A 22,277-nucleotide genomic window follows, 5' to 3' on the forward strand; every position below is an offset into this window, starting at 1 on the left:
GCGACCGCGCCGTGGACGTCACGGGACACAATCTGCTCCCCGGCGTCGTCAGGGCACCTGCCGAACGTGCTGCACGCCGAGGCTCGACGCGAAACCGGGGTCTCGGCGGACTACTCGACGAGCTTGCCGGTCGTGTCGACGTCGCGCATGAGCTCGGCGATCTCGCCGGGGATCGCGGGGATCTCCTCGCGGGTCACGCCGGCGGTCGGCGACCAGACGAGGTTCACCCGCAGCGTGGGATCGGTGTCCGGGAAGTCGCTGCGGTTGTGGCATCCGCGGGTCTCCCGCCGCTCCCGCGCCGCCTCCAGCGTGGCCCGGGCGGCGAGCGCGGAGGCCTTGAGGTCGAACGCGTGCGCGAGGTCCTGGAACCCGGCGATGTCCGGGTGGATGCCGATGTCCTCCATCCGCCCCTCGATCATGTCGAGGTCGGCGAGGCCGGCGTTCAGCCCGTCCTCCGACCGCACCACACCGGCGTACTCCGTCATGAGGTTGCGGATCGCGCGCTGCAGAGCCCGCACGTTCTCGCGCCCCTCCGCGGCGAGGAGGTCGTCGATCTCGGCACGGGCGGCGGCGACCGCATCGGCCGACCGGCGCTGGGCGTCGAGTCCCGCGGCGTGGGCCATGGCGGCCTGACCGACGATCCGGCCGTAGACGAGCAGCTCGATGAGGGAGTTGCCCCCGAGACGGTTCGCGCCGTGGAGTCCGCTCGACGCCTCCCCGATCGCGTACAGCCCGTCGACGTCGGTCTGGTGGTCGTCCGGCCGCACCCACACGCCGCCCATCGAGTAGTGCGCGGTCGGCGCGATCTCGATCGGGTCCGCCGTGATGTCGAGCATCTGCAGCTCCATCATCGTCTGATAGACGCGCGGAAGCCGGGTCATGATGGTCTCGCGGGGCAGGTGCGACACATCGAGCCAGACGCCGCCGTTCGCGGTGCCGCGCCCTTCCTGGATCTCGGTGTAGGCGGCGAGCGCGACCCGGTCCCGCGTCGACAGCTCCATCCGCTCGGGGTCGTACTTCGCCATGAACCGCTCGCCCAGGGCGTTGCGGAGGACGCCGCCCTCCCCGCGCGCGGCCTCGGAGATGAGCGTACCGGCGGCGTTCTCGGGCTCGATGATGCCGGACGGATGGAACTGCACCAGCTCCGGATCGCGAAGTCGCGCCCCCGCCTCGACGGCGAGCCGGAAGGAGTCTCCGGTGTTCTCGTCGCGACGCGACGACGTGCGGCGCCAGATGCGGTTGTGTCCCCCGGCGGCGAGGATCACGGCGTCCGCATGGATGAGGTAGCGCGTGCCGTCCGCCTGATCGAAGCCGTAGGCGCCGAAGACGACGTTGTCGCGCACGAGCAGGCGCGTGATGTAGACGTTGTCGAGGATGGGGACGTCGAGTTGCTCGGCACGGGCGACCAGCGTCCGCTGGATCTCGAGGCCCGTGTAGTCGCCGGCGAAGGCGGTGCGGCGGTAGGTGTGCGCGCCGAAGAAACGCTGCGAGATGCGGCCGTCCCCTTCGCGGGCGAAGTCCATGCCCCAGCGCTCGAGGTCGCGGATGCCGCGTTCGGCGCCCTGGGTGACGATCTGGACGGTGTGGGGGTTGGCGAGGAGGTAGCTCTCCTTGATCGTGTCCGCCGCGTGCTGCTGCCAGCTGTCCTCGGCGTCCATCGTGCCGAGGGCCGCGTTGATGCCGCCCGCCGCGAGCGACGTGTGGGCGTCCTGCCGGGGGCGCTTGCCGACGGCGAGCACATCGACGCCGTGTTCGGCGACCTCGATCGCGGCGCGGAGCCCGGAGCCTCCGGTGCCGATCACGAGGACCGTGGTGGAGATCTGTCGTTCGGGTGCATTCATGCTCTCGACGCTAGTTAGGCGATCCTAATAACTCCAATGCATAGTTCGTCTGGAAACCATGCGGGTACGCTATGGATATGAACCTCGAGCAGCTCCGCGGGTTCGTCGAAGTCGCCCGCCTCGGCCATTTCACCCGCGCGTCCGAGCACCTCCACCTCGCGCAGCCCTCGCTGAGCCGTCAGATCTCGACCCTCGAGCGGGAACTCGGCGCCGAGCTGTTCCATCGCGCTCGCGGTCACATCGCCTTGACGGCCGCCGGCGAGACGGTCCTCCCCCATGCGCAGCGCATGCTCGCCGAGGCCGACGCCATCCGCGACGAGGTGGCCGAACTCGCCGGACTCCGCCGCGGCCGCGTGCGCCTCGGCGCGCCTCCCACGCTCTGCATCAGCCTCGTGGCGGAGGCCCTCAGCTCGTTCCATGCCACACACCCCGGCATCGATCTGCACCTCACCGAGGGCGGCTCAAGGCTGCTCGTGGAGCAGCTCGCGGTCGGGGCGGTCGACATCGCCCTCGTCACCCAGTCCGAGGGACCGGTGCCCGCGGGGGTCAGCCTCACGCACGTTCCGCTCCTCGCCGAGGAGCTCGTGGTGATCTCGTCGGCGGCCGCACCTCCGGTCACCCACGGCCCGTCCGTGAGCCTCGCCCACCTCGCCACCCTCCCGCTCATCCAGTTCGACGAGAGCTATGAGCTGCGGGCCGCGATGGACGCCGCTTTCCGCGCCGCCGACCTCACCCCGACCCTCGCACTGGAGGGTGCGGAGATGGATGCGGTGCTCCGCTTCGTCGAACGGGGCGTCGGGGTCGCGGTGGTCCCGGCGATGGTGCTCTACGAACGCCCCGCGCTGCGGTCGGCGCGCCTCGCCCACCCGGCGATGTCGCGGACGATCAGTCTCGCCCATCGCTCCGACGTCACCCCCGCGGTCGCGGTGGCCGCGATGCGCACCGCCATCATGGCCACGGCGGCCGACCTCGCCGAGCGCGACCCGGCGATCACCAGCCTGCTCTGACCGGAGCACTCACCCCGGAACAGCGAGAACCCCCGCCGCTTCCGCGACGGGGGTTCTCGTACTGTCTCAACACAGTGTGCGCCTCGAGGGACTCGAACCCCCAACCTTCTGATCCGTAGTCAGATGCTCTATCCATTGAGCTAGAGGCGCAGGACCCGCGGTGTTTTACCGCTCAGCGGGCCGACGACCAGCCTACAACAGACGAGACCGGAAAGCGAAACGAGGCCTCACTCCCCCTTCGCGGCCGCCTTCTCCTGCTTCTTCCGCCGTTTGTCCTTGGCCCGCTGCTGCGACGAGAGCGCCTGGAGATCGACAAGGCGCAGCGCCTGCATGCGCGCCTCCCGCATGCGCGCGTAGTCCGGGTCCTGATCCGGTCGCATGCCCTCGACGCGCAGCCGGCGGTCGAGGTTGTGCCGCACGTCGGCCCAGGCCGCCGCGCGCGCCTCCTCGACGATGCTCTCCAGCTGGGCACGGTCGTCCATCATCTCGCGCAGACGCTGCGCGACGCCGAGCGACTGCTTGGCCCGCCGCCGGAGATTGCGCACATCGCGGTCACGGTAGTCGTGCGTGCCGACCGGATCGGAATGCCGGCCGCGGGCGCGCTTGCGCAGGGCGGTGACCGTGGCGGCGGCCTCCTCCGACTCCTCGGCCATCGCCCCGAGGGCAGCCCTCGCATCCTCGACGTACTTGTCGAGGTCGAAGACGCCGTCCTCCGCGATGGTGCCGATGAGGATGTGATTCTTCACGGCGAGGCGCGCAGCGGCCGTCGCGATCGCGACGCCTTCGGCGATGGCATCCGCAGTCCGTCCCACCCGCACCTCCTTCTCTCGAGCGTACCGGTATCGATGCCGCGCAGTCTCGGCCGAAACGGCTCCGATCAGGATGCCGGAGACCTCCGACATCGACTCGGACTGCGGCTCAGCCGACGACGCCGACCCAGATCCCCGAGGCCCAGGCCTGCTGCTCGCCGGAGCAGCCCACCGCCCCCGGGAAGCCGCGGACCACGGCCATGCAGTTGGCGAGGAACTCCGGGTCGCCACCGAACATCGCTCCGTACGCGCCCGAGGAGGTGAGGGAGCCCCAGACGCGGAACTGGTAGATGTGGGCCAGCTCATGCGCCATCGCCCAGTTCAGGCGTCCGTCACTCCACCCGGTGATGTCGGCGCGATACTTGATGTACCCGTTGCTGTTGGCGCAGGCCGGTGCCGTGCCGCCCGCGCACGATGACGACTCGTACAGCCCCACGCCCCCGCCGCCGACCCTGTCGAGGGCGGCGCGCACCCGCGCGTAGCCGTCCGGCCCGCTCGACGTCCATGCGGGCCCGCCGGGGCCGGCACTCTGCGACGCCTGCCAGCCGGCGACCTCGGTGCCGACCTTCTGCGTGAGCGCCTCCACCGTCGCGGTCGCCGCGACCACGGTGTCCGGGTCATGGCGCTCGGCGCGCACGGTCTCCTGGGCGGACCGGGCGGACGCGAGGTGCGCCGCCGTGTCGACCTTGCCGTCCGCACCCTGGAGGACGGCGGCCAGTGTCGAGAGCTCCTCCAGGAATGCCGGCCGCACCGCCAGCACGGCAGCCCGATCCTCCGCGTCCTGCTCGGCCTGCGCCACGGCGCCGGACAGGTGGTCGGTGCGCTGTGCGGCGTCGTAGGACTGGTCGGCCAGCACGGAGAGCTCGGCCACCGCCTCGGCGCGCTCCTGGTCCAGTGCGTCGGATCGTGCGACGGCAGCCGCCGCGACGAGCACGGCCGCCGACACCGTCACCGCGAGCACCCGGCGCCTCACGGCAGGAAGCCCGTCGTGTCGTTCAGCTCGGCGTCCTGCTCCGCGATGCGCGATCGCAGAGCGGTGAGACGCTCCGCCAGTTCGAGGTTCTCGGCCTGCGACTCCGCGAGCACCTGCTCGATCCGCGCGATCTCCGCCTTCACGGCGGCGACACCGGCGGCGCGCTCCTGATCGGCCACCACCAGGAGCGCAGCACCTCCGAGCAGGAGGATCCCCCCGACGACGACAGCAAGACTTCGCATCTCGCTCCCCAGGACAGCGCGAACAGACCGGACCGACTCCGACCGGACAAGGATACAACCGCTCGCGGCGCGTCCGGGGGTCGTTCTCCCGACGGACGGCTCAGGTGGTCGCCGTCTGCGCCAGCCGCCGTTCGGCCGCGGAGTGCCCGCTCGCCAGGTGCGCGGGCACGATCCGTCGCAGCGCCTCGACATCGCGCGCGCGGACGGCCTCGAGGATGACGCGGTGCTCCTCCGCCATCGCCTCCAGATCGTCGTGCTGTCCGAACAGCCAGCGCAGGCGCGTCAGGAACACGGCGATGAGCTCGCCGAGCATCTCGTTGCCCGCCAGGTCGACGGCGATCTCATGGAACGCCGCGGCCGCCGTCCGGGCGGTCTCCGCGTCGCCGGCCCGGGCCGCGGCGACTTCGCGCTCGTACGCCTCGCGCAGCCGGGCGAGCCCTTTCGCGTCGTGGCGCTCGGCCGCGAACACGAAGATGAGGGTCTCGATCGCCTCGCGCACCTCCGCGAAGTTGCGGATGTCGTCATGGGTGAACTCCCGCACCACGGCCCACGTCCGGGGCCGTGCGACGACCACGCCCTCCGCGACCAGCGTGCGGATGGCTTCCCGCACCGGGAGTCGGGACACATTCAGCTCGGCGGCGATATCCCGCTCCACGAGCCGGGAACCGGGCGCGCGCCGACCCAGCACGATGTCATCCCGGAGGATCCTCGTGACCCTGACCGACTCGAGTTCCCCGCTTACCCCCACAGCCCCCGCCATCCGGGCATTGTCGCACCCCGGCCCGGGATTGGCCAAGTTTGGTATCCCAGACCGGGGCGCGCGCCGCGTCAGGGCAGACGGTTCGCCCGCGCGACGTTCGCCGCCAGCTCTTCCGCGTTCTGCCGGATGACGTACGCCGGACGGTCACGCTCGACTCGCCACGACTCGCTGAGCGGGCCGACGTTGACCGTGTCGAAACCGGCCTCGTCGTAGAAGCGGGTGACGAAGGCCACGGCCTCTGCGTCGTCCCCGGCCGTGGCCAGCGCGCGACGGTTCGGCGTACCGGCCGGCGTGCCGTCGGTGGTGATCTCGGCGGCGTAGATGTGGTTGAACGCCTTGGCGATCTTCGAGTCCGGGAGCTGCGCCTGCACGAGCTCGGACGTGGTGGTCTCGCCCTTGTCGAGGGCCTCGATGTGCCCGTCGCGCTCGAAGTAGTAGTTGTTCGTGTCCAGCACGATCTTCCCGGCGAGCTGCGCGGCGGGAAGCTGATCGATCGCGTGCAGCGGCACCGTCACCACGGCCACGTCGGCCGCGGCGGCCGCCTCCTCCGCCGTCGCCGCCTTCGCGCGCGGCCCGAGCTCTGCGACGAGATCGGCCAAGGTCTCCGGCCCTCTCGAGTTCGCGATCACGACGTCATAGCCGTTGGGCACGGCCACACGCGCGACCTGGCTGCCGATGTTGCCTGCTCCGATGATTCCGAGAGTTGTCATGCTCGGGCCAACGCCTGCCGGCGGATGCTATTCCCGTCGAGGAGGGAGGCGAACGCGGTCAGAGGCGCGTGAGCGCGTCCTCCGCCGCCACCCAGGCGAGCATGGCGCACTTCACGCGCGCCACGTACCGCGAGACTCCCCCGAGCGCCGCGGCATCGCCGAGCAGTTCCTCGTCCGGCTCGATCGTGCCGCGGGAGCGCATCGCCTCGCGGAAGGCAGCGATGCGCACCTCGAGCTCGTCCACGGTGAGGCCCTCGGCGAGCTCGGCAAGCAGGGACGCGGAGGCCTGGGAGATGGCGCACCCGTGTCCCTCCCACGCGATCGCCTCCACGCCGCCGTCGGCGCTGCGATGCACCTGCAGCGTGATCTCGTCGCCGCAGGTCGGGTTGAGCTGATGTGACTGGGCCGGGATCTCCTCGCGGAGCCCGAAGCCGTGCGGCGTGCGCGAGTGGTCGAGGATCAGCTCCTGGTACAGGCTCTGCAGGTCGCTCATGCGCCCCTCCCGAAGAACGCGATCGCTCCGGCGACCGCCTCGATGACGGCGTCCACCTCGGACGCGGTGGTGTACAGGTAGGTGCTCGCCCTCGTCGACGAGGTCACACCCAGCCGACGGTGCAGGGGCTGCGCGCAGTGGTGACCGACGCGCACCGCGATGCCCTGGTCGTCGAGGAACTGCCCGACGTCGTGCGAATGGATCCCGGCCACGTCGAAGCTCGCGAGGCCGACGCGCGGCAGCTCGATGCCCGCGCCCAGGACGCGCACGCCGTCGATCGCCCCGAGCCCTTCGACCAGACGCTGCCCGAACGCGGCCTCGTGCGCGGCGATGCGATCCATCCCGACCGCGGAGAGGTAGTCGACGGCAGCGGCGAGCGCGATCGCCTGGGACACCCGCTGCGTGCCCGCTTCGAAGCGCTGCGGTGGCGGCAGGTATTCGGCCGCGGTCGTGGTCACCGTCGTGATCATGGAGCCGCCCGTGAGGAACGGGGGCATCGCGGTGAGGACCTCGCGACGGCCGTAGAGCGCGCCGATGCCGGTGGGGCCGAGCATCTTGTGGCCGGATAGGACCGCGAAGTCGACGCCGAGCGCGTGCAGGTCCAGCGGGAGGTGCGGAGCCGACTGGCAGGCGTCGAGCAGGGTGAGGGCGCCGACCTCCCTGGCCAGCGCGACGAGGGTCTCGACGGGGTTGATCACGCCCAGAACGTTCGACACGTGGGTGAAGGCCACGAGCTTCGTGCGCTCCGAGATGATCTCCGCGGCCGCATCCAGACGGAGGGCCCCGTCGTCGTCGAGCGGGATGACCCGGAGCGTGGCCCCGGTGCGCGCGGCGAGCTCCTGCCAGGGGATGAGGTTGGCGTGGTGCTCCATCTCGGTGGTGACGATCTCGTCCCCTTCGCGGAGCCGGAGAGGCTCGGCCGCGGCGCCACCCCGGCCGAGGGAGGCGTTGGAGAGGGAGTAGGCGACGAGGTTGACCGCTTCGGTGGCGTTCGAGGTCCAGACGATCTCGTCGTCATCGGCGCCGACGAACCGGGCGAGGGTGCTGCGGGCGTCTTCGAAGAGCTCGGTCGCCTCGGCGGCCAGCGTGTGGGCACCGCGGTGGACGGCCGCGTTCATCGTGGTGGCGAAGCGGCGTTCGGCGTCGAGCACGGACTCCGGACGCTGCGAGGTCGCCCCCGAGTCGAGGTACGCCAGCGGGTGCCCGTGGACGCGGGTGTGCAGGATCGGGAAGTCCTCGCGGATCCGCTGCACCTCGGTCTCGGTCAGCGGGGTGATCACGTCGACTCCGGGAGAAGCGCTCATCGTTCCAGTCTCCCATCTTCCGGCCGACCGGGGCCCGGCGGAGGCGCGGAAGGACTATGACATGCGGGCGAGGCGGGCGCGGGCGATGCAGAAGGCGCCGTACAGCGCGAAGCCGACGCCGACCGCACCGAGGATGAGCCGGCCGAACGGCAGACTGAGGAGGCTGTGCAGAGCGGCGTCGAGACCCGCGGCGCGTTCCGGGTCCTGCGTCACGGCCGCCACCACGAACAGCACGCCGGTGACCCCCACCGCGATGCCCTTGCCGATGTAGCCCACGACGCCGAGCGCCATCACGCCGGCGCGGGCGGCTCCGGTCGGCACGTCGATGAGCTTGCGGAAGGAGCGCATGATCCCGCCGATGATGAAGCCGATGCCGACACCGATGACGCTGAGGCCGATCACCACGAGCAGGGCCACCCCGCCCGGTGCGGCGAGGACCACCTGGCTCAGGGTCTTCGACGCGTCGGAGGACTCCGCGCGGCCGCCCACCGCGTAGACGAGTGCGAGGCCGGCGATCACCAGGTAGGTGCCCGAGATCCCGAAGAGCTTGAGGCGCTTGCCCCACTTCTTCGTCTCGGCGGGGTCGGCGGCCAGGAACCCGCTCGCCACCTGCCACACGGCGAGCGCGAAGAGGCCCACGGCGATCGCGAGCAGCAGCAGTCCGCCGATGGGGTTGTTGCGCACCTGCTCCATCGCGCCGTCCTGGTCGGCGTCCCCCGACCCGCCGGCCGCGATCGTGATGGCGATCGCGCCGATGATGATGTGGATGATGCCGAGGACCACGAATCCCGCGCGGGCGGTCCGCCGGAACGCGGTGGAGTCCTTCGCCACGCGCGCCGCATGCTTGACGGTGCTCATGCTCGAAGAGTATCCGCCGCGGCGCGTCCCGATCAGGGGGTTGCTTTCCGGACCCCCGGTGCGACAGCGCTCAGGTGATCCGTTCGACGGGCTGCCGCAGGATGGTGCGCAGCCTCTCCGGAGCCGTCCGACGACGGTCGCTGAGGTAGATCTCGTGGTGCCGTCCGCGCATCTGCACCCCGTTCTCCGGGACGAAGCGCTCGTGCAGCTCCTCGAGCACGGGTCCTTCATCGTCGAACGGCCCGATGTGCAATGTCTGCACGCAGAGGCCCTCGTCGAGGACCTCCCGCCGGACGGCGGCCAGCGCCGGAAGCTCTTCCCCCTTCTTCGCGCTCTTCGCCGCGACCGTCTCGACCGCGCGGTCGAACAGGGCGGGAGTGACGTGATCGCCCACCATGATCATGAGCGTCCAGAGCCAGGTCGACTTGTCGCGCCGGGTGGTGAACGACGCCATGTCGGGCGCATGCCACAGGCCTTCCAGGGGCATCACGACCTGATCGATGCCGAGCTCGGCGCGACTGGCGAACTTGAGGGTGTACGCCAGCGGGTAGAGCGCCGCGACCGCATCGAAGAAGGCCGGAGCGGTGTTCGGATCTCCGGCGCCGTTGATCATCAGATAGGCCAGCGGTGGCACCTCGAGGACACGGAAGGCACCCCGCTTCGCCTGATACGCGTCGAGCGTCTTCTTGGGATCGATCGCCGTCATGGCCCGCCTCTCGGTACGTCGTGCGGTCAGTGTGCCACCGGGCACCGACATCGGGTCGAGCCCCAGAGGCCCGACCCGATGGGCGGTCAGCTCTGCTCGACGGGGAGCCAGAGCTCGCAGGAGGCCGTGTCGCCGGTGAACTCCCGGTAGCGGACGATCGAGGGCCCGGGCCGCAGCCGCCATGGGTTCGACGGGAACCACTCGGTCGCCGTCGCCGCCCACAGATTCTGCAGGGTCTCGGGGAAGGGTCCGCTCGCGCCGAACACGGCCCAGGTGCCCTCCGCCACGCGCAGGGCGTCGAGGTCGTCGGGAACCGCGGTGTCGGCGCGCACGGCCACCCCGTGCAGGTACGTCAGCGGCGTCCCCTCCGGGGCATCCGGATCGATGTCGGCGGTCACGGCGAGGATGCCCGCGGGCTCCTCGTTCCCGAGGGCTTTGAGTCGGGCGTGCTCCTCCGGCGGGATGCCGGCGATGTGCGCCTGGATGTGCGGATTGACGCCGACGTGGATCAGCGGGACCTCCGCGGCATGGCCGACGAGGACGAACGCGGGGCGGTGGGTGATGGTGACATCCATCGGGGTGCTCCCTTCGACGCTCAGGCGGAACCGGAGCGTGGGTTGTGTGCGGAGAGGACCCCCGTGCCGACGCGCGTCCGCCGGCCCGATGCCGTGCACGGCGCGGAACGCCCGGGCGAACGCCTCGGTCGAGCTGTAGCCGTGCCGAACGGCGACATCGAGCAGACTCGGCGCGCCGGCGGCGAGCTCCGCGCCGGCGAGCGTCATCCGACGACGCCGCACATACTCGGTCAACGGCATCCCGGCCAGCGCCGAGAACATCCGTCGCAGGTGGTACTCGGTGGTGCCGTGCGCATGGGCGAACGCGGCGACGTCGATCTCCTGACCGTGGTCCGCGTCGACGAGGTCGACCAGGGCGTTGAGCGTGCCGATCACGGGGGCCCTCCTTTCCCCACCATCGTTTCGCCGCAGTCCCCGCCTGCACCCGATCGTCGTGGTCCGATGCGATCGGGCCGGGGATCAAAGCTCGACCGGGACCGCCGGCTCGGCGTCCTCCACCTCGGGATGGCGGGCGAGGTTCACGACGGCGGCGATGAGGCCGCCCCACACCGTGACCATGGCGATGATCATCATGACGATCGCGGTGGTGGTCATGCTCCCGCTCCCTTCGTCTGCGCCGCCGGGACGGCGATGCTCGTCGTCTCCGGGTCGGCGGCGTACTCCTCCTGGTCGAGGAAGTCGTCGTACCCGACGTCGTCCTTGGCGCGCGAGCGCCTGCTCCACGGCACCAGCGACAGCAGCACTCCGCCGACCACCAGCGCGATGACCATGCCCCAGCCGAACACCCCGAGGAACCAGCCAGGGTAGCCGCTGTACGGCTCGGCGATCTTCGTCAGGAGTTCCGTGATCAGCAGGTAACCGAGCACGAGCGGGGCCAGCACACCCACGAGCAGGCGCCAGATCAGCCCGACCCGGAAGCTGGATCGCCGGTTGAGGTGCTCCTGCAGCTGCGGCAGCCTGTGCAGCACCCACGCCACCACGATCACCGCGACGAGGGCGACCGCCATGATGCCGAAGGCGTTGACGAAGGCGTCGGTGGTGTCGAGCACCGACAGCGCGGTGGTGGTGGAGAACAGGGCCATCGAGATGACGGCGAGCGGGATGGAGACGATGAGGGTGGTGCGCACCCGTCCCCACCCGAGCTTGTCCTGCAGGGCGGCCACGATCACCTCGAGGATCGAGATGAGCGAGGTCACCCCCGCGAAGACGAGGGCCCCGAAGAACAGCACGCCGATGATCGAGCCACCGGTCGCCTGCGACACGATCGTGGGGAAGGCGACGAACGCGAGACCGATGCCCGAGGTCGCGACGCCGGAGACATCCGTGCCCTGCGCCTGGGCCATGAACCCGAGGGCGGCGAACACGCCGATGCCGGCGAGGATCTCGAAACCGGAGTTGGCGAACGCGACCACGAGACCGGAGCCGGTGAGGTCGGTCTTGCGCTTGAGGTAGGACGCGTACGTCACCATGATCCCGAACGCGACGGACAGCGAGAAGAAGATGTGCCCATAGGCGGAGGCCCACACGGCCGGGTCGGCGAGCGCCTCCCAGTTCGGCGTGAAGAACGCGTTCAGACCGTCCAACGCGCCGGGGAGGAAGAGGGCCTGCACGACGAGCACCGCGAACATGAGGGTGAGCAGCGGCATCAGGATCATGTTGGCGCGACCGATGCCGCGCTTGACGCCGAGCGCCATGATGATGATGACGATCAGCCACACCGCGATCAGCGGCAGGCCCACCTGCGGCACGAACTCGCCGGACAGGCCGACCACCGCGACGTCGGCGGACTTCAGGAAGTCGACGAAGAAGAAGTCGTTCTCGTTGCCCGCACCCCAGGTGAGCTGCGCGGAGAACCAGGTGTACATGCCCGCCCACGCGACGATCACGGCGTAGTACACCGCGATGACGACGCAGATCAGCACCTGCCACCAGCCCAGCGGTTCGGCGGCCCGGTGCAGGCGTCGGAATGCGAGGGGCGCGGAGCCCCGGAACCGGTGGCCGATCGCGTAATCGAGGAAGAGCAGCGGGATGCCGGCGGTCAGCAGCGCGCACAGGTACGGAATGAGGAACGCACCGCCGCCGCCTTCGTAGGCGACGTAGGGGAAGCGCCAGATGTTCCCGAGACCCACGGCGGAGCCGATCGCCGAGAGGATGAACACGTTCCGCGAGCCGAAGGCCTCGCGCTGCGGGGTCTGGGTCGGTTCAGGCATGCCCGCGAGGATACCCGAACGTGTGCGCCCCGGCGACTCGCCCGGCCGCGCTCACAGCATCGCGGTCAGCACCCCGCCGTCCGCCCGCAGCGCGGCGCCGTTCGTCGCCGATGCGCGGACGCTGGAGAGGTAGACGACGAGGTCGGCGACTTCGGCCGGATCGAGGAAGCGCCCCAGCAGTGTGGTCGCATTCTGTCCGATGATCGCCTCCTTCATCACCTCCTCGGAGACGGACCGGGCCTCGGCGACCGCGGCGACGCTCGCCGCGACCCCCTCCGAGTAGGTCGGGCCGCCCAGGACGGTGTTCACCGTCACGCCGGTGCCGCGGGTGAGTTTGGCCAACCCGTTCCCGAGCGCGATCATCGCGGCCTTCGTCACGCCGTAGTGCACCATGTCGGCCGGGACGTTGACGCCGGACTCGCTGCTGACGAAGACGATGCGCCCCCAGCCCCGTTCCCTCATCCCCGGCAGGAGAGACCGGGAGAGGCGCACGCCGCTCATCACGTTCACCTCGAAGTAGTGCGCCCAGTCCGCATCGGCGACGTCCGCGAAGTCGGCGAGACCGAAGAGACCGACGTTGTTGACGAGGATGTCGACGTCACCGAGCCGCTCCGTCAGCCGCGCCACCTGCGACGGGTCGGTGAAGTCCGCGGCGATCCCGGACACGGTCACCTCCGGGTGCGCGAGGGCCAGCACGCCGACCGCCGCGTCGACCCGCCCCTCGTCGCGACCGTTGATCACGACATCGACACCCTCGGCGGCGAGAGCCGACGCGACCGCGTATCCGATCCCCTGGCTCGATCCGCTGATGAACGCCCTCTTGCCGCGCAGCCCCAGTTCCATCCGTCTCCCTCTCACTTCCGCGGACGCCCCGCATCACTTGCCTGAGCAAGTCATACTAGCCTCCAGTCACTTTCCTGAGCAAACGAAGAGCACGGCTCGACCGCTACGGTGGAGGAATGTCGTCATCCTGCCCCGCCCCCTTGAGCACCGAAGAGATGGACGTCTGGTCGGCACTCGCGACGCTCCTCGAACGGCTCCCCGCGGCCCTCGACGCGCAACTGCAGCGCGACAGCGGACTGACCCACTTCGAGCACGGCATCCTCTACGCCCTCGATGCGGCACCGGAGCGCACGCTCCGCCTCAGTGTCCTCGCGGGCTACGCGAACAGCACGCTGTCCCGACTCTCCCGTGCGGTCACCCGCCTGGAGGCGAAAGGCTGGATCCGGCGCGAGGTCGATGCGGAGGACGGGCGCTTCACCCTCGGCATCCTCACCGACGCCGGCCACCGGAAGGTCGAGGAGTCGACCCCCGCACACCAGGCCCTCATCCGCCGCGTCGTCTTCGACACCCTGACCCCGGCGCAGGCCCGGCAGCTCGGCGCGGCCAGCCGGAAGATCTCCGCCGCACTCTCCCCCGACCCGACCTGGATGCCGGGGACGCGGGCGTGAGGAGGGCCCGCCCGCACGCGAGAACACGAAAGCCCCGGCGAGCGGACTCGTTGGGGCTTCTCAGTGCGGAGACGAGGGGATTTGAACCCCTGGTCCCCGTAAGGGGACTCCACCTTAGCAGAGCCCGCGACGTATGCAGTTGTCGAATGATCCCGGTGACCGCTGCCCCCACCCGTATCGAGCACCTCGCGTGGAGCAGCTTCAATCCCGCCCCTGCGGCAAGAGCATTCCTCGAAAGCCTGCCGATTCCTCAACCGGGCGACGACAAGTAGGTGCATGGGCAGGAAGCCGAGTGCCAGTCCGTCGGGTTTCGCTTCAGAAGCGCTTGACGAGTTCGACTGTTCCTTCGGGGTTCTCGGTGTGCTGGACGAACCCTTCGCTCGTGTACAGATGGATGTTCTTCGTGCTCCGCGATCCGGTGCTGAGCTCGATACGGTCGCAGGAGCTCGCGAGAGCATCCGTCGCGTGCCGGAGGAGCCAGCGCCCGATTCCCCGCCCGTAGAGATCGGGAACGACGGCGAGTCTGCCGATGTGCCCTGTTCGCGATGCGCGTCGAGCGCGAACCATTCCGATGAGACGCCCGTGGAGCCAGAGTCCGATGGTCTCCCAGTCGGTGAGCCAGGTCTGCACGTCTTCGAGGGTCTCGGTGAACGGAGGGAGGTCTAGTGTTTCGTTGCTCAACGCCTCGTCGACCCAGCAGCATCGCTGCAGAACCAGTACGTGCGGGGCGTCGTCGGGAGTCAACGAGCGTGTGTAGCTTCCGGGCAACGGCCCAACGTCGATACCGGGTCGCGCAGCCTCCCGCATGGGCTTGAGCGCGTGAGCTAGTCTGACCAGCTCCTCCAGCAAGCCCTTCGCCGACGCGGTCAGCTGTACACTCGGACGAACCCCAGTCGAATCGATCGTGTCTTTCAGCCGCAGGGCGACGGTCGAGCCGAGCGGGACGAGACGAAGCGTCGTTGTCACCTGTTTCGCGTGCTGCACGGATCGGGTGCCTGCCGACGTGTTGCCGTAGCTCACGAATCCCATGGGCTTCCACGCCCATTCATGGCTCAGGTAGTCGAGGGCGTTCTTGAGCGTTGCGGGCATGCCGTAGTTGTACTCAGGTGTGACCGCGATGAAGCCATCCGCCTCGTCGACGATCTTGCTCCACGCTTTGGTGTGCGGCTTTCGATAGGCGCCGAGAGCAGGATGATCCTCCTCGTCGAAGAACGGGAGATCGAGATCGCGCAACGACACATGCTGAAGCTCGACGTCGAGTGCGTCAGCGCGGGGGGTGAGGGCTTGCAGGAGCCAGTCTGCAACCGCCGGGCCCATCGCTCCGGGCCTGGTGCTGCACGTGAGGATCACGACTCTAGGCGATTTCGTTGACATGTAAACGAGCGTAGATCGTAGAATGATTACATGTCAACGAAAAGGATCGGGTCGGCGGCGCCTTGGTTGAGCGAGGACGAGGAGGTCGCCTGGCGCGCGTTTCGTCGCATGACGATCGCAGTGCAGGCCGGTGTGGTGCACGACCTTGCTGCATCGGGTCTCTCGGAGCCCGACTACGAAGTACTCAGCACCCTGGTCGAAGCGCCGGAGATGACGAGCACACTGCATGCCCAGGCGCAGAAGATGGGGTGGTCGCGAAGCAGGCTCTCGCGTCAGGCCGGCAGGATGGAAGCGCGAGAGCTGATTCGCCGTGACCCCGACCCGGCAGACGGTCGCGGCTGTCTGCTCGTACTCGCCCCACTCGGGCTCGACGCCCTTCGCGGAGCGACTGCCGTGCACCTGGAATCCGTGCGCCGCCGCTTCGCCGATCGGCTCGACGCGCGCGACCTCCTTGATATCGTGCGAATCTCTGGAAAGCTCGCCCATGCCCCAGAACCGGCTCTACGACACGTAGGCCGTGAGTAGTCTGTCGAGAACCTTATGAGATTGCCGACGAGCCAGGTCGGTGTCCTCGTGTTGGGCCGTCCAGAGAGCCGCCTCGTTCATCGCGCCGGAGAGCTGCGCGGTCGACGCATCGAGGATGTCTTCTGCAACTCCCGCCTCACGTAGTGCCTCTCGCAGATGCGTCGCCGAGTTCTCCGCGTCGAGTCGGCGCCATTCCTGCCAGCCGGTCACCGCTGGTGCATCGATGAGCAGGATTCGCATGGCCGCCCCGTTCGTGATCGCATCGAGGAACGCGTGCGACCCGGCCCTGAGCTGTTCGAGAGGCTGCGGGTCTGCCTTCTCTGCTGCCGCGACGACAGCTCGTGCGACGTCGGCTTGGAGGCGGGCGACGACCTCGCCGAACAGTGCGACCTTGTTCCGGTAGTGGTGGTAGACCGCGCCTCGCGTGACCCCGGAGTCCCGGGCGACGTCATCGACCGAGACTTCGCTGAAGCCTCGTGCTGAGAAGAGCTCCTTCGCCGAATCGAGGATGCGTTGGGCTGTCTGGGCGGCGTCGGCCGCGGAGGCGCGAGGCATGGTCCTCTCCCTTTACGTACAGTGTGTATGTAAACTGGCTTCGTTACATTCATATCGTACGTAAAGGAGTGCAATGTCCGTCACCAGCCTCTATCCCGTGCTCATGTCTCGCGATGTCGACGCCGCGGCGTCCTTCTACCGCGACTTCATCGGTTTTGAGACGACCTTTGAATCCGACTGGTATGTCAGCTTGCGCTTAGGGGAGTTCGAGCTGGCGATCTTGGCTCACGATCACCCCACGGTGCCGGACGGATACCGTGAGCTTCCCCGAGGAGTGATCGTCAACCTCGAAGTCAGCGACGTCGATGCCGTCCACACGCAGCTGGCCGGCAAGACAGAGGCGAACGTGGTGTTACCGCTTCGCGATGAGGACTTCGGTCAGCGGCACTTCATCGTTGCCGCCCCCGACGGCGTCCTGCTCGACATCATCCAGCCCGTGGCCCCCAGCGAGGACTACGCGAGCGCGTATGTGCAGACATAGAGGCTTTCGTTCGGCGAGACCCTGGATCCGGTCACCTCAGGTCTCGCCGAAGGGGAACGAAGACGGCGAGAATCGCCGCGATGACCGCGTATGCCACGAGAATCGCAGCGCCGAGCACAGGTGAGACCATCGTCGCAGGCGTCAGCGCTGTCTGGCTCGCGATCGCGCCGGTGAGGAAGTCAAAACTCGTCAGCGATGCCGTCGCGCCGCCCGGCAGGAACGGGTAAATCGCGTTGACGCCGGGAACCAGCATCAGGATGTACTCGACGAACAGGAAGTAGCCGAGCACGACGCCGATCGCGACGAAGGGTGAACGCGCCAACGCGCCGATACCTACTCCGAGCAGCATGTAGGCCGCAGCGGCGAGGGTGAGCTGTATGAGGGCCGGCGCCAGATCCACCGCATCGACGCCCAGCGGTACACCGCGCACCCATGCTGCGACGATCAGGGCGAGCAATGCCGACAGAGATGCGATCATTCCGTAGACGATGCCCAGCACTGTGTACACGGCGAGCTTGGCTGTTAGTACTCGACCCCGTCGAGGAACGACGAGGAGCGTCGTGCCGATCGTGCGGTGTCGATACTCGCTTGTGATCGCGATGGTCCCGACCAGCGCGGGGATGAACAGAAGCACGGTCCCGATGCCGAGCACGAATCCAACGCCTTCGGGGGTGTCGATGTCCGGCATGGGAGGCTGGGCGTTCTGCGGTCCGGTGAGCGCAAGGAGAAGCGTCAATCCGCCACCACACGCGAGCGCAACCACTGCCGACCACAGTGCTACTCCGGTGGCGCGCAGTCGCACGACCTCTCCGTAGACGGCATTCATGAGAGAGGTCCTTTCTGCGTGAGGTGCAGGAATGCTTCCTCGAGAGGAGCATCTTGCGCCACGAGTCGTTCGAGCGCGCCCGTCCAGACGGTGCGGCCCTGGTCGATGAGGATGACGTCGTCGATCGCGTGCTCGATCTCATGAAGCACATGGCTGGAGAGCAGTACGGCGCCGCCAGCATCGGCGAACCCGCGCAGGAATGTGCGGAGCCACGCGATTCCGCTTGGGTCCAGACCGTTCGACGGCTCATCGAGCACGAGGATGTCCGGGTCGCCGAGCATCGCGGTGGCCAGCGCGAGGCGCTGCCGCATCCCGGTGGAGAAGGCGCCGATTCGACGATCGGCGTACGACTGCGCCCCCACGAGGGATAGCACGGTGTCCACCCGCGACCGGTCCATTCCTCCGAGTGCCGCGTAGGTGTGAAGGTGAGCGCGTGCTGTCATGCGTGGATGCGCTGACGCGATGTCCAGGACCGCGCCCACGGTACTTGCGGGCGCAGACAGGTGGGCGTAGGGCAGGCCGGCGATGAGCGTCTCACCGCTGTCTGAGCGGATCAGGCCGAGTAGCGCGCGCATCAGCGTCGATTTCCCTGCCCCATTGGGCCCGAGAAACCCGACGATGCGCCCATACTCGACTTTCACGTTCACATCTTCGAGTGCAACGACGTTTCCGAACCGCTTGGAGAGCGCCTCTACCTCGATCGCAGCGTTCAAGAGTGCACATCCGATCGGAGGTCTGCCGCGATCGACGCTGCAGCATCGGTGCTCAGGAGGATCTCGTCGAACCCGACGGCGGCCCGGTCGACGGCGATCCGCAGCAGCGGGTGCCCGCGCTTCATTGAGACCAGGCGCCGCACCCCGGAAGGGTGCCTAAACGTGCCCAGTTTGCGGTAGCCGGAGATGACGAGACCGGACTTCATCCCGAGGATCTCGGAAGTCCATCCCTGTTCGCTCGCGACACCACGGATCGCCGACCTCGGAATCAACAGCTTCGGCAAGCCCGTCATCGTCGACTCCCAACCGGGAAACTGCACGTGCACTCCGGCTCGGTCGTATGTGATGTTCGTCATCGTTCTCTCCTCGATCGCTAGAGTGGAATCGTACTGAGAACATTATCATCGTGATAACAGTGAGGAGTCAACGTGCCCGACGGGACTGCTCTGGCAAAGGTCGTACTGCACCCGGTGCGATTGCGGATCGTCCAGCAGCTGGGTGGCCGCAACCGCACGACGGCGCAGTTGCGCGAGGCGCTCCCGGATATCCCGCAGGCCACGCTCTACCGACATGTGGCTGCCCTCCTCGATGCCGAGGTTGTCGCAGTGGTCGACGAGCGCAGATCTCGTGGTGCGATCGAGCGAACCTTGGCGCTGGGCGACCGGATGGCAGCCATTGACCACGCTGAGCTTTCTGCGATGAGCAGCGCGCAGCTGAGCACTGCCTTCCTGGCTTTCCTGGGAGACGTCACGGGTGACTTCGATCGCTTCCTCAGCGCGGATTCTCCCGAAGCCCGTGAGCTGGTCGGATTCGCCCGAACGCCCTTGTACGTGAGCAGGGAGGATCTCGCCACGATTCAGGCAGGCCTCGCTGAGCTACTCACTCCTTACCTGACGGAACGGGAGGACGGTCAGCAACGCGTCAACCTCGCCACGATCCTCCTTCCAGACCCGTGAACGCAAAAAGAAACGACGGCAACGCAAAGGAGCCAAGATGCCAACGACGAAGCACATCCTTGTGTACTCGGACTCGCTGACTGGGGCATAGTCCTGACGACTCGGCAGCGACTTCCTTTCGAAGAGCGCTGGCCCGGAGTTCTGCACGCCGCGCTCAACGCGGGATGGGACGGTCACATCCGGCTCACGGAGGACTGTCTCAACGGGCGCCGCACCGCCTTCGACGACCCATACAAACCGGAGCGGAACGCCCTCAGCGGCATCCAACAGGTCATAGAAGCGCAATCACCGCTCGACCTCGTGATTCTCCTACTCGGCACCAACGACTTCCAATCCATGCACCAGCACAAACCCTGGCACTCCGCGATGGGCATCGCAGCGCTCATCAACGAGATCAGGACAGCACCGATCGAGCCCGGGATGCCTACCCCGCCGATTCTCGTCATCGCGCCCCCGCAGCTGGAGAACCCTCGAGGACCGATCGGCCCGAAGTTCGCGGGCGGGGATATCGCCGCACAGGGTCTCGCGCAGGCAATTCGACAGGTCAGCGAAGACACCGGCTGCGTCTTTTTCGACTCGAACACGATCACCACCAGCAGCAAGCACGACGGCGTGCATCTCGACGCCGACCAGCACCACGCCCTGGGCGTCGCACTCGCGCCGGTCGTCGCGCACCTGATGGCAGACCGCAATGCTCGCTGAAGCTCCGCTGTCCAGCAACGAGGGTCGGGGCTATCTCGGTAACGGTGGTTCCGGCGGCTTCCCGGAAGAAAACCGGATCTGACCAGGAAAAATTTGGCGGAGACGAGGGGATTTGAACCCCTGGTCCCCGTAAGGGGACTCCACCTTAGCAGGGTGGTGCACTAGGCCGGACTATGCGACGTCTCCAGACATCCGGCTCGAGAGCACGGATGCACCCCACCATCATAACGGGTCCGGCGCGTGGTCACGAACCGCCGGTCTCGGATGCTCCCGGGAGCCGGCCGCATGCCCTGCGATACTGGCCGCACGTTGCGAGGGTCCGGCCCCCGCGGACGCGAGAGGAGACGCCATGTCCGAGCCATCGGGAGCGCACGTCCGCGCGGGGTTCGCTGCCCCGGCCGACCCGAGGCGCGGCGCCCTGGGCTATGCCGCGGTGCTCGCCCTCCTCGTCGTGTCGTACGGACTGTGCGCGGCCCAGCCCGGCACGGTCCCCAGCCCCTGGGCGTTCCTCGCGATGCTGGTCACGGTCGCGATCGTGTTCCGCGTGACCAGGGCGCACGCCCTCGTGCAGCGGGTGTCGTGGGTCGTGCTCTCGGCCGCGGGGCTGGCTGCCCTCCTCGCGGCATTCTTCGCCACGGACAGTCCCGCCCTCGCGGTCGCCCTGTCCGCCGCCTCCATGCTCGCGCTGCTCGTGGCGCCGTGGGCCATCATCGCGCACCAGGTCACCCGCCGAGGCCTCGACGTCGAGGCGCTCCTGGCCGCGGTGACCGCGTACATCCTCGTCGGCATGTTCTTCGCCTTCGTCTACAACCTGCTGTCGCTGCTGCTGCCGACGCCGCTGTTCGGAGATGCGGCGAACGACTCGCTCGGCAATCAGCTCTTCTTCTCGTTCACGGCACTGACCACGACGGGCTACGGGAACCTCGTCCCCGTCGGACCGGGCGTGCAGGCGGTGGCCGTCGCCGAGGGGATCACCGGGCAGCTCTTCCTCATCACCGCCGTCGCCCGCATCATGCGGGGTGCGAGCGCCCAACGCACCACATCGACGCCGGCCTGACGGTCACTCCCCGGTCGTCGAGCGGCGGGCGACGAGCTCCGGCCGGAACAGCACGTGCTCCGGCGCCGGCGCCACCTCGTCCTGGCCTCGCAGCAGCAGGTCGACGGCGGTCGAGCCGATGAGAGCGGCCGGCTGCCGCACCGAGCTGAGCGGGATCACGGCGGCCGCCGCGAAGTCGATGTCGTCGTAGCCCACGAGCGCGATGTCCTCGGGGACCCGGGCATCGCCGGTCATCACCAGGCTCTGCAGGAGGCCCAGTGCCAGGAGGTCGTTCGCCGCGAAGACCGCGTCCGGCCGGTCCCCGGGGGCGCGGTCGAGGATCTGCGCACCGGCCCGGCGTCCCTCCTCGACGGTGAGCGCGGAGGTCGGGATGAACTCCAGCCCGATCCCCGCCGCGGCCGCCGCGGCCTGCGCGCCGCTCAGGCGGTCGGAGACCTGGCGCAGCGCGACCGGGCCGCCGACGAAGGCGATCCGGCGACGACCGACCGCCAGCAGGTGCTCGGTCGCGATGCGTCCGCCCTCGACATCGTCGACGGCGACGGAGGCGAACCGCTCGTCCTGCGATTCCCGGTCGACGAGCACGGCGTGCGTCCCGCGCTCATGCATCCGCACCAGCCGCGGCAGGGATTCCGCCACGGGAGTGACGAGCACGCCGGTCACCCGCTGCTCCTCGAAGAGATCGAGATGCATCGCCTCCCGCTCCTGCTTCTCGTCGCTGTTGGCGACGAGGACGGAGAGTCCGTGCTGGTCGGCGCGCTCCTCGGCTCCGCGGATCACCTCGGCGAAGAAGGGGTTGCGGATGTCGAGCACGACGAGGCCGATCGTCCGACTGCGCCCCGCACGGAGCTGCCGTGCCGCGTCGTTGCGCACGAACCCGAGGCGGTCGATCGACGCCTGCACACGCGCGACGGTCTCCGCGGCCACCTTCTCCGGCCGGTTGAGCACGTTCGAGACGGTCCCGACGGAGACACCCGCGTCCTCGGCGACCTCCCGCACACTGACGGCCATCGCGCCCTCCCTCCGGCTCCCGCCGCTGAAACGACTCATCCGCGGGGATCGCCTCAGACTCTCATGCCGTATTGACACGCGTCAACACAGCCCCTAGTCTCATCTCCATCAGGGTTTGAAACGATTCATTCCCTCAATGGA

General features: G+C 68.6%; 27 protein-coding genes and 2 tRNA genes. 7 read left to right on the forward strand and 22 right to left on the reverse strand.

Features of this window, described 5'->3' with window-relative positions:
- Positions 1–110: 110 nt before the first annotated feature.
- Complete coding sequence (locus tag AB0300_RS16950) at positions 111–1,841, reverse strand: FAD-binding protein (protein ID WP_126893476.1); 1,731 nt, start codon at positions 1,839–1,841, stop codon at positions 111–113.
- 71 nt (positions 1,842–1,912) lie between these two features.
- On the opposite strand from AB0300_RS16950, the gene AB0300_RS16955 reads away from it, so the two are divergent.
- Entirely contained in the window at positions 1,913–2,848 is a 936-nt protein-coding gene (locus tag AB0300_RS16955) for a LysR family transcriptional regulator (RefSeq protein ID WP_029989652.1), read from the forward strand.
- 77 nt (positions 2,849–2,925) lie between these two features.
- Here AB0300_RS16955 and AB0300_RS16960 read toward each other — a convergent pair.
- The 14 genes from AB0300_RS16960 to AB0300_RS17025 form a co-directional block, all read right to left on the reverse strand.
- A tRNA-Arg gene (locus AB0300_RS16960) sits at positions 2,926–2,998 on the reverse strand.
- A 77-nt stretch (positions 2,999–3,075) separates the two neighbouring features.
- Positions 3,076–3,660 carry an asparagine synthase gene (locus AB0300_RS16965; RefSeq protein ID WP_126893477.1) on the reverse strand — a complete coding sequence of 195 codons (585 nt, stop codon included), beginning with the start codon at positions 3,658–3,660 and terminating at the stop codon, positions 3,076–3,078.
- Positions 3,661–3,766: 106 nt separating this feature from the next.
- Positions 3,767–4,618, reverse strand: coding sequence for a hypothetical protein (locus tag AB0300_RS16970; RefSeq protein ID WP_238695607.1), 852 nt, complete (start codon positions 4,616–4,618; stop codon positions 3,767–3,769).
- 8 nt (positions 4,619–4,626) lie between these two features.
- Positions 4,627–4,872 carry a hypothetical protein gene (locus AB0300_RS16975; protein ID WP_025104550.1) on the reverse strand — a complete coding sequence of 82 codons (246 nt, stop codon included), beginning with the start codon at positions 4,870–4,872 and terminating at the stop codon, positions 4,627–4,629.
- 100 nt (positions 4,873–4,972) lie between these two features.
- Positions 4,973–5,632, reverse strand: a complete 660-nt coding sequence (locus tag AB0300_RS16980; RefSeq protein WP_025104551.1) for a GntR family transcriptional regulator — start codon at positions 5,630–5,632, stop codon at positions 4,973–4,975.
- Between the two features lie 68 nt (positions 5,633–5,700).
- On the reverse strand, positions 5,701–6,342 hold the full coding sequence (locus AB0300_RS16985) for an NAD(P)-binding domain-containing protein (protein ID WP_366216535.1): 642 nt from the start codon (positions 6,340–6,342) through the stop codon (positions 5,701–5,703).
- Between the two features lie 58 nt (positions 6,343–6,400).
- A complete protein-coding gene (gene sufU, locus AB0300_RS16990) occupies positions 6,401–6,835 on the reverse strand; it encodes a Fe-S cluster assembly sulfur transfer protein SufU (RefSeq protein ID WP_025104553.1) in 435 nt (144 codons plus the stop codon).
- Positions 6,832–8,139: a cysteine desulfurase gene (locus AB0300_RS16995; protein WP_126893478.1), complete on the reverse strand. Its 1,308-nt coding sequence runs from the start codon at positions 8,137–8,139 to the stop codon at positions 6,832–6,834. The genes sufU and AB0300_RS16995 overlap by 4 nt, the downstream gene beginning before the upstream one ends.
- Before the next feature lie 54 nt (positions 8,140–8,193).
- Positions 8,194–8,997 carry a DUF1206 domain-containing protein gene (locus AB0300_RS17000; protein WP_025104555.1) on the reverse strand — a complete coding sequence of 268 codons (804 nt, stop codon included), beginning with the start codon at positions 8,995–8,997 and terminating at the stop codon, positions 8,194–8,196.
- Positions 8,998–9,067: 70 nt separating this feature from the next.
- Positions 9,068–9,703: a GyrI-like domain-containing protein gene (locus AB0300_RS17005; protein ID WP_366216536.1), complete on the reverse strand. Its 636-nt coding sequence runs from the start codon at positions 9,701–9,703 to the stop codon at positions 9,068–9,070.
- A gap of 86 nt (positions 9,704–9,789) precedes the next feature.
- On the reverse strand, positions 9,790–10,653 hold the full coding sequence (locus tag AB0300_RS17010; RefSeq protein WP_366216537.1) for an AraC family transcriptional regulator: 864 nt from the start codon (positions 10,651–10,653) through the stop codon (positions 9,790–9,792).
- Between the two features lie 84 nt (positions 10,654–10,737).
- Positions 10,738–10,872 (reverse strand): methionine/alanine import family NSS transporter small subunit, encoded by a 135-nt coding sequence (locus AB0300_RS17015; RefSeq protein ID WP_085603954.1) that lies wholly within the window; start codon positions 10,870–10,872, stop codon positions 10,738–10,740.
- Positions 10,869–12,488 (reverse strand): sodium-dependent transporter, encoded by a 1,620-nt coding sequence (locus tag AB0300_RS17020; protein WP_366216538.1) that lies wholly within the window; start codon positions 12,486–12,488, stop codon positions 10,869–10,871. Before AB0300_RS17020 ends, AB0300_RS17015 begins: the two co-directional genes overlap by 4 nt.
- A gap of 51 nt (positions 12,489–12,539) precedes the next feature.
- Positions 12,540–13,331 carry an SDR family oxidoreductase gene (locus AB0300_RS17025; RefSeq protein WP_366216539.1) on the reverse strand — a complete coding sequence of 264 codons (792 nt, stop codon included), beginning with the start codon at positions 13,329–13,331 and terminating at the stop codon, positions 12,540–12,542.
- A 140-nt stretch (positions 13,332–13,471) separates the two neighbouring features.
- Between AB0300_RS17025 and AB0300_RS17030 the strand changes: the two genes are divergently transcribed.
- A complete protein-coding gene (locus tag AB0300_RS17030; protein ID WP_366216540.1) occupies positions 13,472–13,939 on the forward strand; it encodes a MarR family transcriptional regulator in 468 nt (155 codons plus the stop codon).
- A 315-nt stretch (positions 13,940–14,254) separates the two neighbouring features.
- Here AB0300_RS17030 and AB0300_RS17035 read toward each other — a convergent pair whose 3' ends face one another.
- Positions 14,255–15,289 (reverse strand): bifunctional NAD(P)H-dependent oxidoreductase/GNAT family N-acetyltransferase, encoded by a 1,035-nt coding sequence (locus AB0300_RS17035; RefSeq protein ID WP_366216541.1) that lies wholly within the window; start codon positions 15,287–15,289, stop codon positions 14,255–14,257.
- Positions 15,290–15,343: 54 nt separating this feature from the next.
- Between AB0300_RS17035 and AB0300_RS17040 the strand changes: the two genes are divergently transcribed.
- Positions 15,344–15,838 (forward strand): MarR family transcriptional regulator, encoded by a 495-nt coding sequence (locus AB0300_RS17040; RefSeq protein ID WP_126893484.1) that lies wholly within the window; start codon positions 15,344–15,346, stop codon positions 15,836–15,838.
- Here the strand turns inward: AB0300_RS17040 and AB0300_RS17045 are convergent.
- Positions 15,815–16,393, reverse strand: a complete 579-nt coding sequence (locus AB0300_RS17045; RefSeq protein WP_126893485.1) for a TetR/AcrR family transcriptional regulator — start codon at positions 16,391–16,393, stop codon at positions 15,815–15,817. The two genes, AB0300_RS17040 and AB0300_RS17045, sit on opposite strands and share 24 nt — an antisense overlap.
- Before the next feature lie 73 nt (positions 16,394–16,466).
- Here AB0300_RS17045 and AB0300_RS17050 point away from each other — a divergent pair, with 73 nt between their 5' ends.
- Entirely contained in the window at positions 16,467–16,874 is a 408-nt protein-coding gene (locus tag AB0300_RS17050; protein WP_126893486.1) for a VOC family protein, read from the forward strand.
- A gap of 31 nt (positions 16,875–16,905) precedes the next feature.
- Here the strand turns inward: AB0300_RS17050 and AB0300_RS17055 are convergent, their stop codons facing one another.
- From AB0300_RS17055 to AB0300_RS17065, 3 genes are read right to left on the reverse strand one after another with little or no spacing between them, the layout of a single operon-like run.
- Complete coding sequence (locus tag AB0300_RS17055) at positions 16,906–17,700, reverse strand: ABC transporter permease (RefSeq protein ID WP_126893487.1); 795 nt, start codon at positions 17,698–17,700, stop codon at positions 16,906–16,908.
- Positions 17,697–18,413, reverse strand: coding sequence for an ATP-binding cassette domain-containing protein (locus AB0300_RS17060; RefSeq protein WP_126893488.1), 717 nt, complete (start codon positions 18,411–18,413; stop codon positions 17,697–17,699). Before AB0300_RS17060 ends, AB0300_RS17055 begins: the two co-directional genes overlap by 4 nt.
- Positions 18,410–18,769 (reverse strand): hypothetical protein, encoded by a 360-nt coding sequence (locus AB0300_RS17065; protein WP_126893489.1) that lies wholly within the window; start codon positions 18,767–18,769, stop codon positions 18,410–18,412. The genes AB0300_RS17060 and AB0300_RS17065 overlap by 4 nt, the downstream gene beginning before the upstream one ends.
- A 72-nt stretch (positions 18,770–18,841) precedes the next feature.
- Here AB0300_RS17065 and AB0300_RS17070 point away from each other — a divergent pair, with 72 nt between their 5' ends.
- Both AB0300_RS17070 and AB0300_RS17075 read left to right on the forward strand, forming a co-directional pair.
- Positions 18,842–19,369, forward strand: coding sequence for a helix-turn-helix domain-containing protein (locus AB0300_RS17070; protein ID WP_126893490.1), 528 nt, complete (start codon positions 18,842–18,844; stop codon positions 19,367–19,369).
- Between the two features lie 93 nt (positions 19,370–19,462).
- Positions 19,463–20,071, forward strand: a complete 609-nt coding sequence (locus AB0300_RS17075) for an SGNH/GDSL hydrolase family protein (protein WP_366216562.1) — start codon at positions 19,463–19,465, stop codon at positions 20,069–20,071.
- 94 nt (positions 20,072–20,165) lie between these two features.
- Here AB0300_RS17075 and AB0300_RS17080 read toward each other — a convergent pair.
- A tRNA-Ser gene (locus AB0300_RS17080) sits at positions 20,166–20,257 on the reverse strand.
- 163 nt (positions 20,258–20,420) lie between these two features.
- Here AB0300_RS17080 and AB0300_RS17085 point away from each other — a divergent pair.
- Positions 20,421–21,128: a potassium channel family protein gene (locus tag AB0300_RS17085; protein WP_366216542.1), complete on the forward strand. Its 708-nt coding sequence runs from the start codon at positions 20,421–20,423 to the stop codon at positions 21,126–21,128.
- A gap of 3 nt (positions 21,129–21,131) precedes the next feature.
- On the opposite strand, the gene AB0300_RS17090 is transcribed toward AB0300_RS17085, so the two are convergent.
- Complete coding sequence (locus tag AB0300_RS17090) at positions 21,132–22,136, reverse strand: LacI family DNA-binding transcriptional regulator (RefSeq protein ID WP_025104562.1); 1,005 nt, start codon at positions 22,134–22,136, stop codon at positions 21,132–21,134.
- Positions 22,137–22,277: the final 141 nt, after the last annotated feature.

The sequence above is a fragment of the Microbacterium sp. NPDC078814 genome (assembly GCF_040702645.1).
Lineage (GTDB): Bacteria > Actinomycetota > Actinomycetes > Actinomycetales > Microbacteriaceae > Microbacterium.

Coding starts and splice junctions, on each gene's coding strand:
- AB0300_RS16950 (WP_126893476.1), bottom strand. CDS start 1,841: ATGAATGCACCCGAACGACAGATCTCCACCACGGTCCTCGTGATCGGC.
- AB0300_RS16955 (WP_029989652.1), top strand. CDS start 1,913: ATGGATATGAACCTCGAGCAGCTCCGCGGGTTCGTCGAAGTCGCCCGC.
- AB0300_RS16975 (WP_025104550.1), bottom strand. CDS start 4,872: ATGCGAAGTCTTGCTGTCGTCGTCGGGGGGATCCTCCTGCTCGGAGGT.
- AB0300_RS16980 (WP_025104551.1), bottom strand. CDS start 5,632: ATGGCGGGGGCTGTGGGGGTAAGCGGGGAACTCGAGTCGGTCAGGGTC.
- AB0300_RS16985 (WP_366216535.1), bottom strand. CDS start 6,342: ATGACAACTCTCGGAATCATCGGAGCAGGCAACATCGGCAGCCAGGTC.
- sufU (WP_025104553.1), bottom strand. CDS start 6,835: ATGAGCGACCTGCAGAGCCTGTACCAGGAGCTGATCCTCGACCACTCG.
- AB0300_RS16995 (WP_126893478.1), bottom strand. CDS start 8,139: ATGAGCGCTTCTCCCGGAGTCGACGTGATCACCCCGCTGACCGAGACC.
- AB0300_RS17000 (WP_025104555.1), bottom strand. CDS start 8,997: ATGAGCACCGTCAAGCATGCGGCGCGCGTGGCGAAGGACTCCACCGCG.
- AB0300_RS17005 (WP_366216536.1), bottom strand. CDS start 9,703: ATGACGGCGATCGATCCCAAGAAGACGCTCGACGCGTATCAGGCGAAG.
- AB0300_RS17015 (WP_085603954.1), bottom strand. CDS start 10,872: ATGACCACCACCGCGATCGTCATGATGATCATCGCCATGGTCACGGTG.
- AB0300_RS17020 (WP_366216538.1), bottom strand. CDS start 12,488: ATGCCTGAACCGACCCAGACCCCGCAGCGCGAGGCCTTCGGCTCGCGG.
- AB0300_RS17025 (WP_366216539.1), bottom strand. CDS start 13,331: ATGGAACTGGGGCTGCGCGGCAAGAGGGCGTTCATCAGCGGATCGAGC.
- AB0300_RS17040 (WP_126893484.1), top strand. CDS start 15,344: ATGTCAACGAAAAGGATCGGGTCGGCGGCGCCTTGGTTGAGCGAGGAC.
- AB0300_RS17045 (WP_126893485.1), bottom strand. CDS start 16,393: ATGCCTCGCGCCTCCGCGGCCGACGCCGCCCAGACAGCCCAACGCATC.
- AB0300_RS17050 (WP_126893486.1), top strand. CDS start 16,467: ATGTCCGTCACCAGCCTCTATCCCGTGCTCATGTCTCGCGATGTCGAC.
- AB0300_RS17055 (WP_126893487.1), bottom strand. CDS start 17,700: ATGAATGCCGTCTACGGAGAGGTCGTGCGACTGCGCGCCACCGGAGTA.
- AB0300_RS17065 (WP_126893489.1), bottom strand. CDS start 18,769: ATGACGAACATCACATACGACCGAGCCGGAGTGCACGTGCAGTTTCCC.
- AB0300_RS17085 (WP_366216542.1), top strand. CDS start 20,421: ATGTCCGAGCCATCGGGAGCGCACGTCCGCGCGGGGTTCGCTGCCCCG.
- AB0300_RS17090 (WP_025104562.1), bottom strand. CDS start 22,136: ATGGCCGTCAGTGTGCGGGAGGTCGCCGAGGACGCGGGTGTCTCCGTC.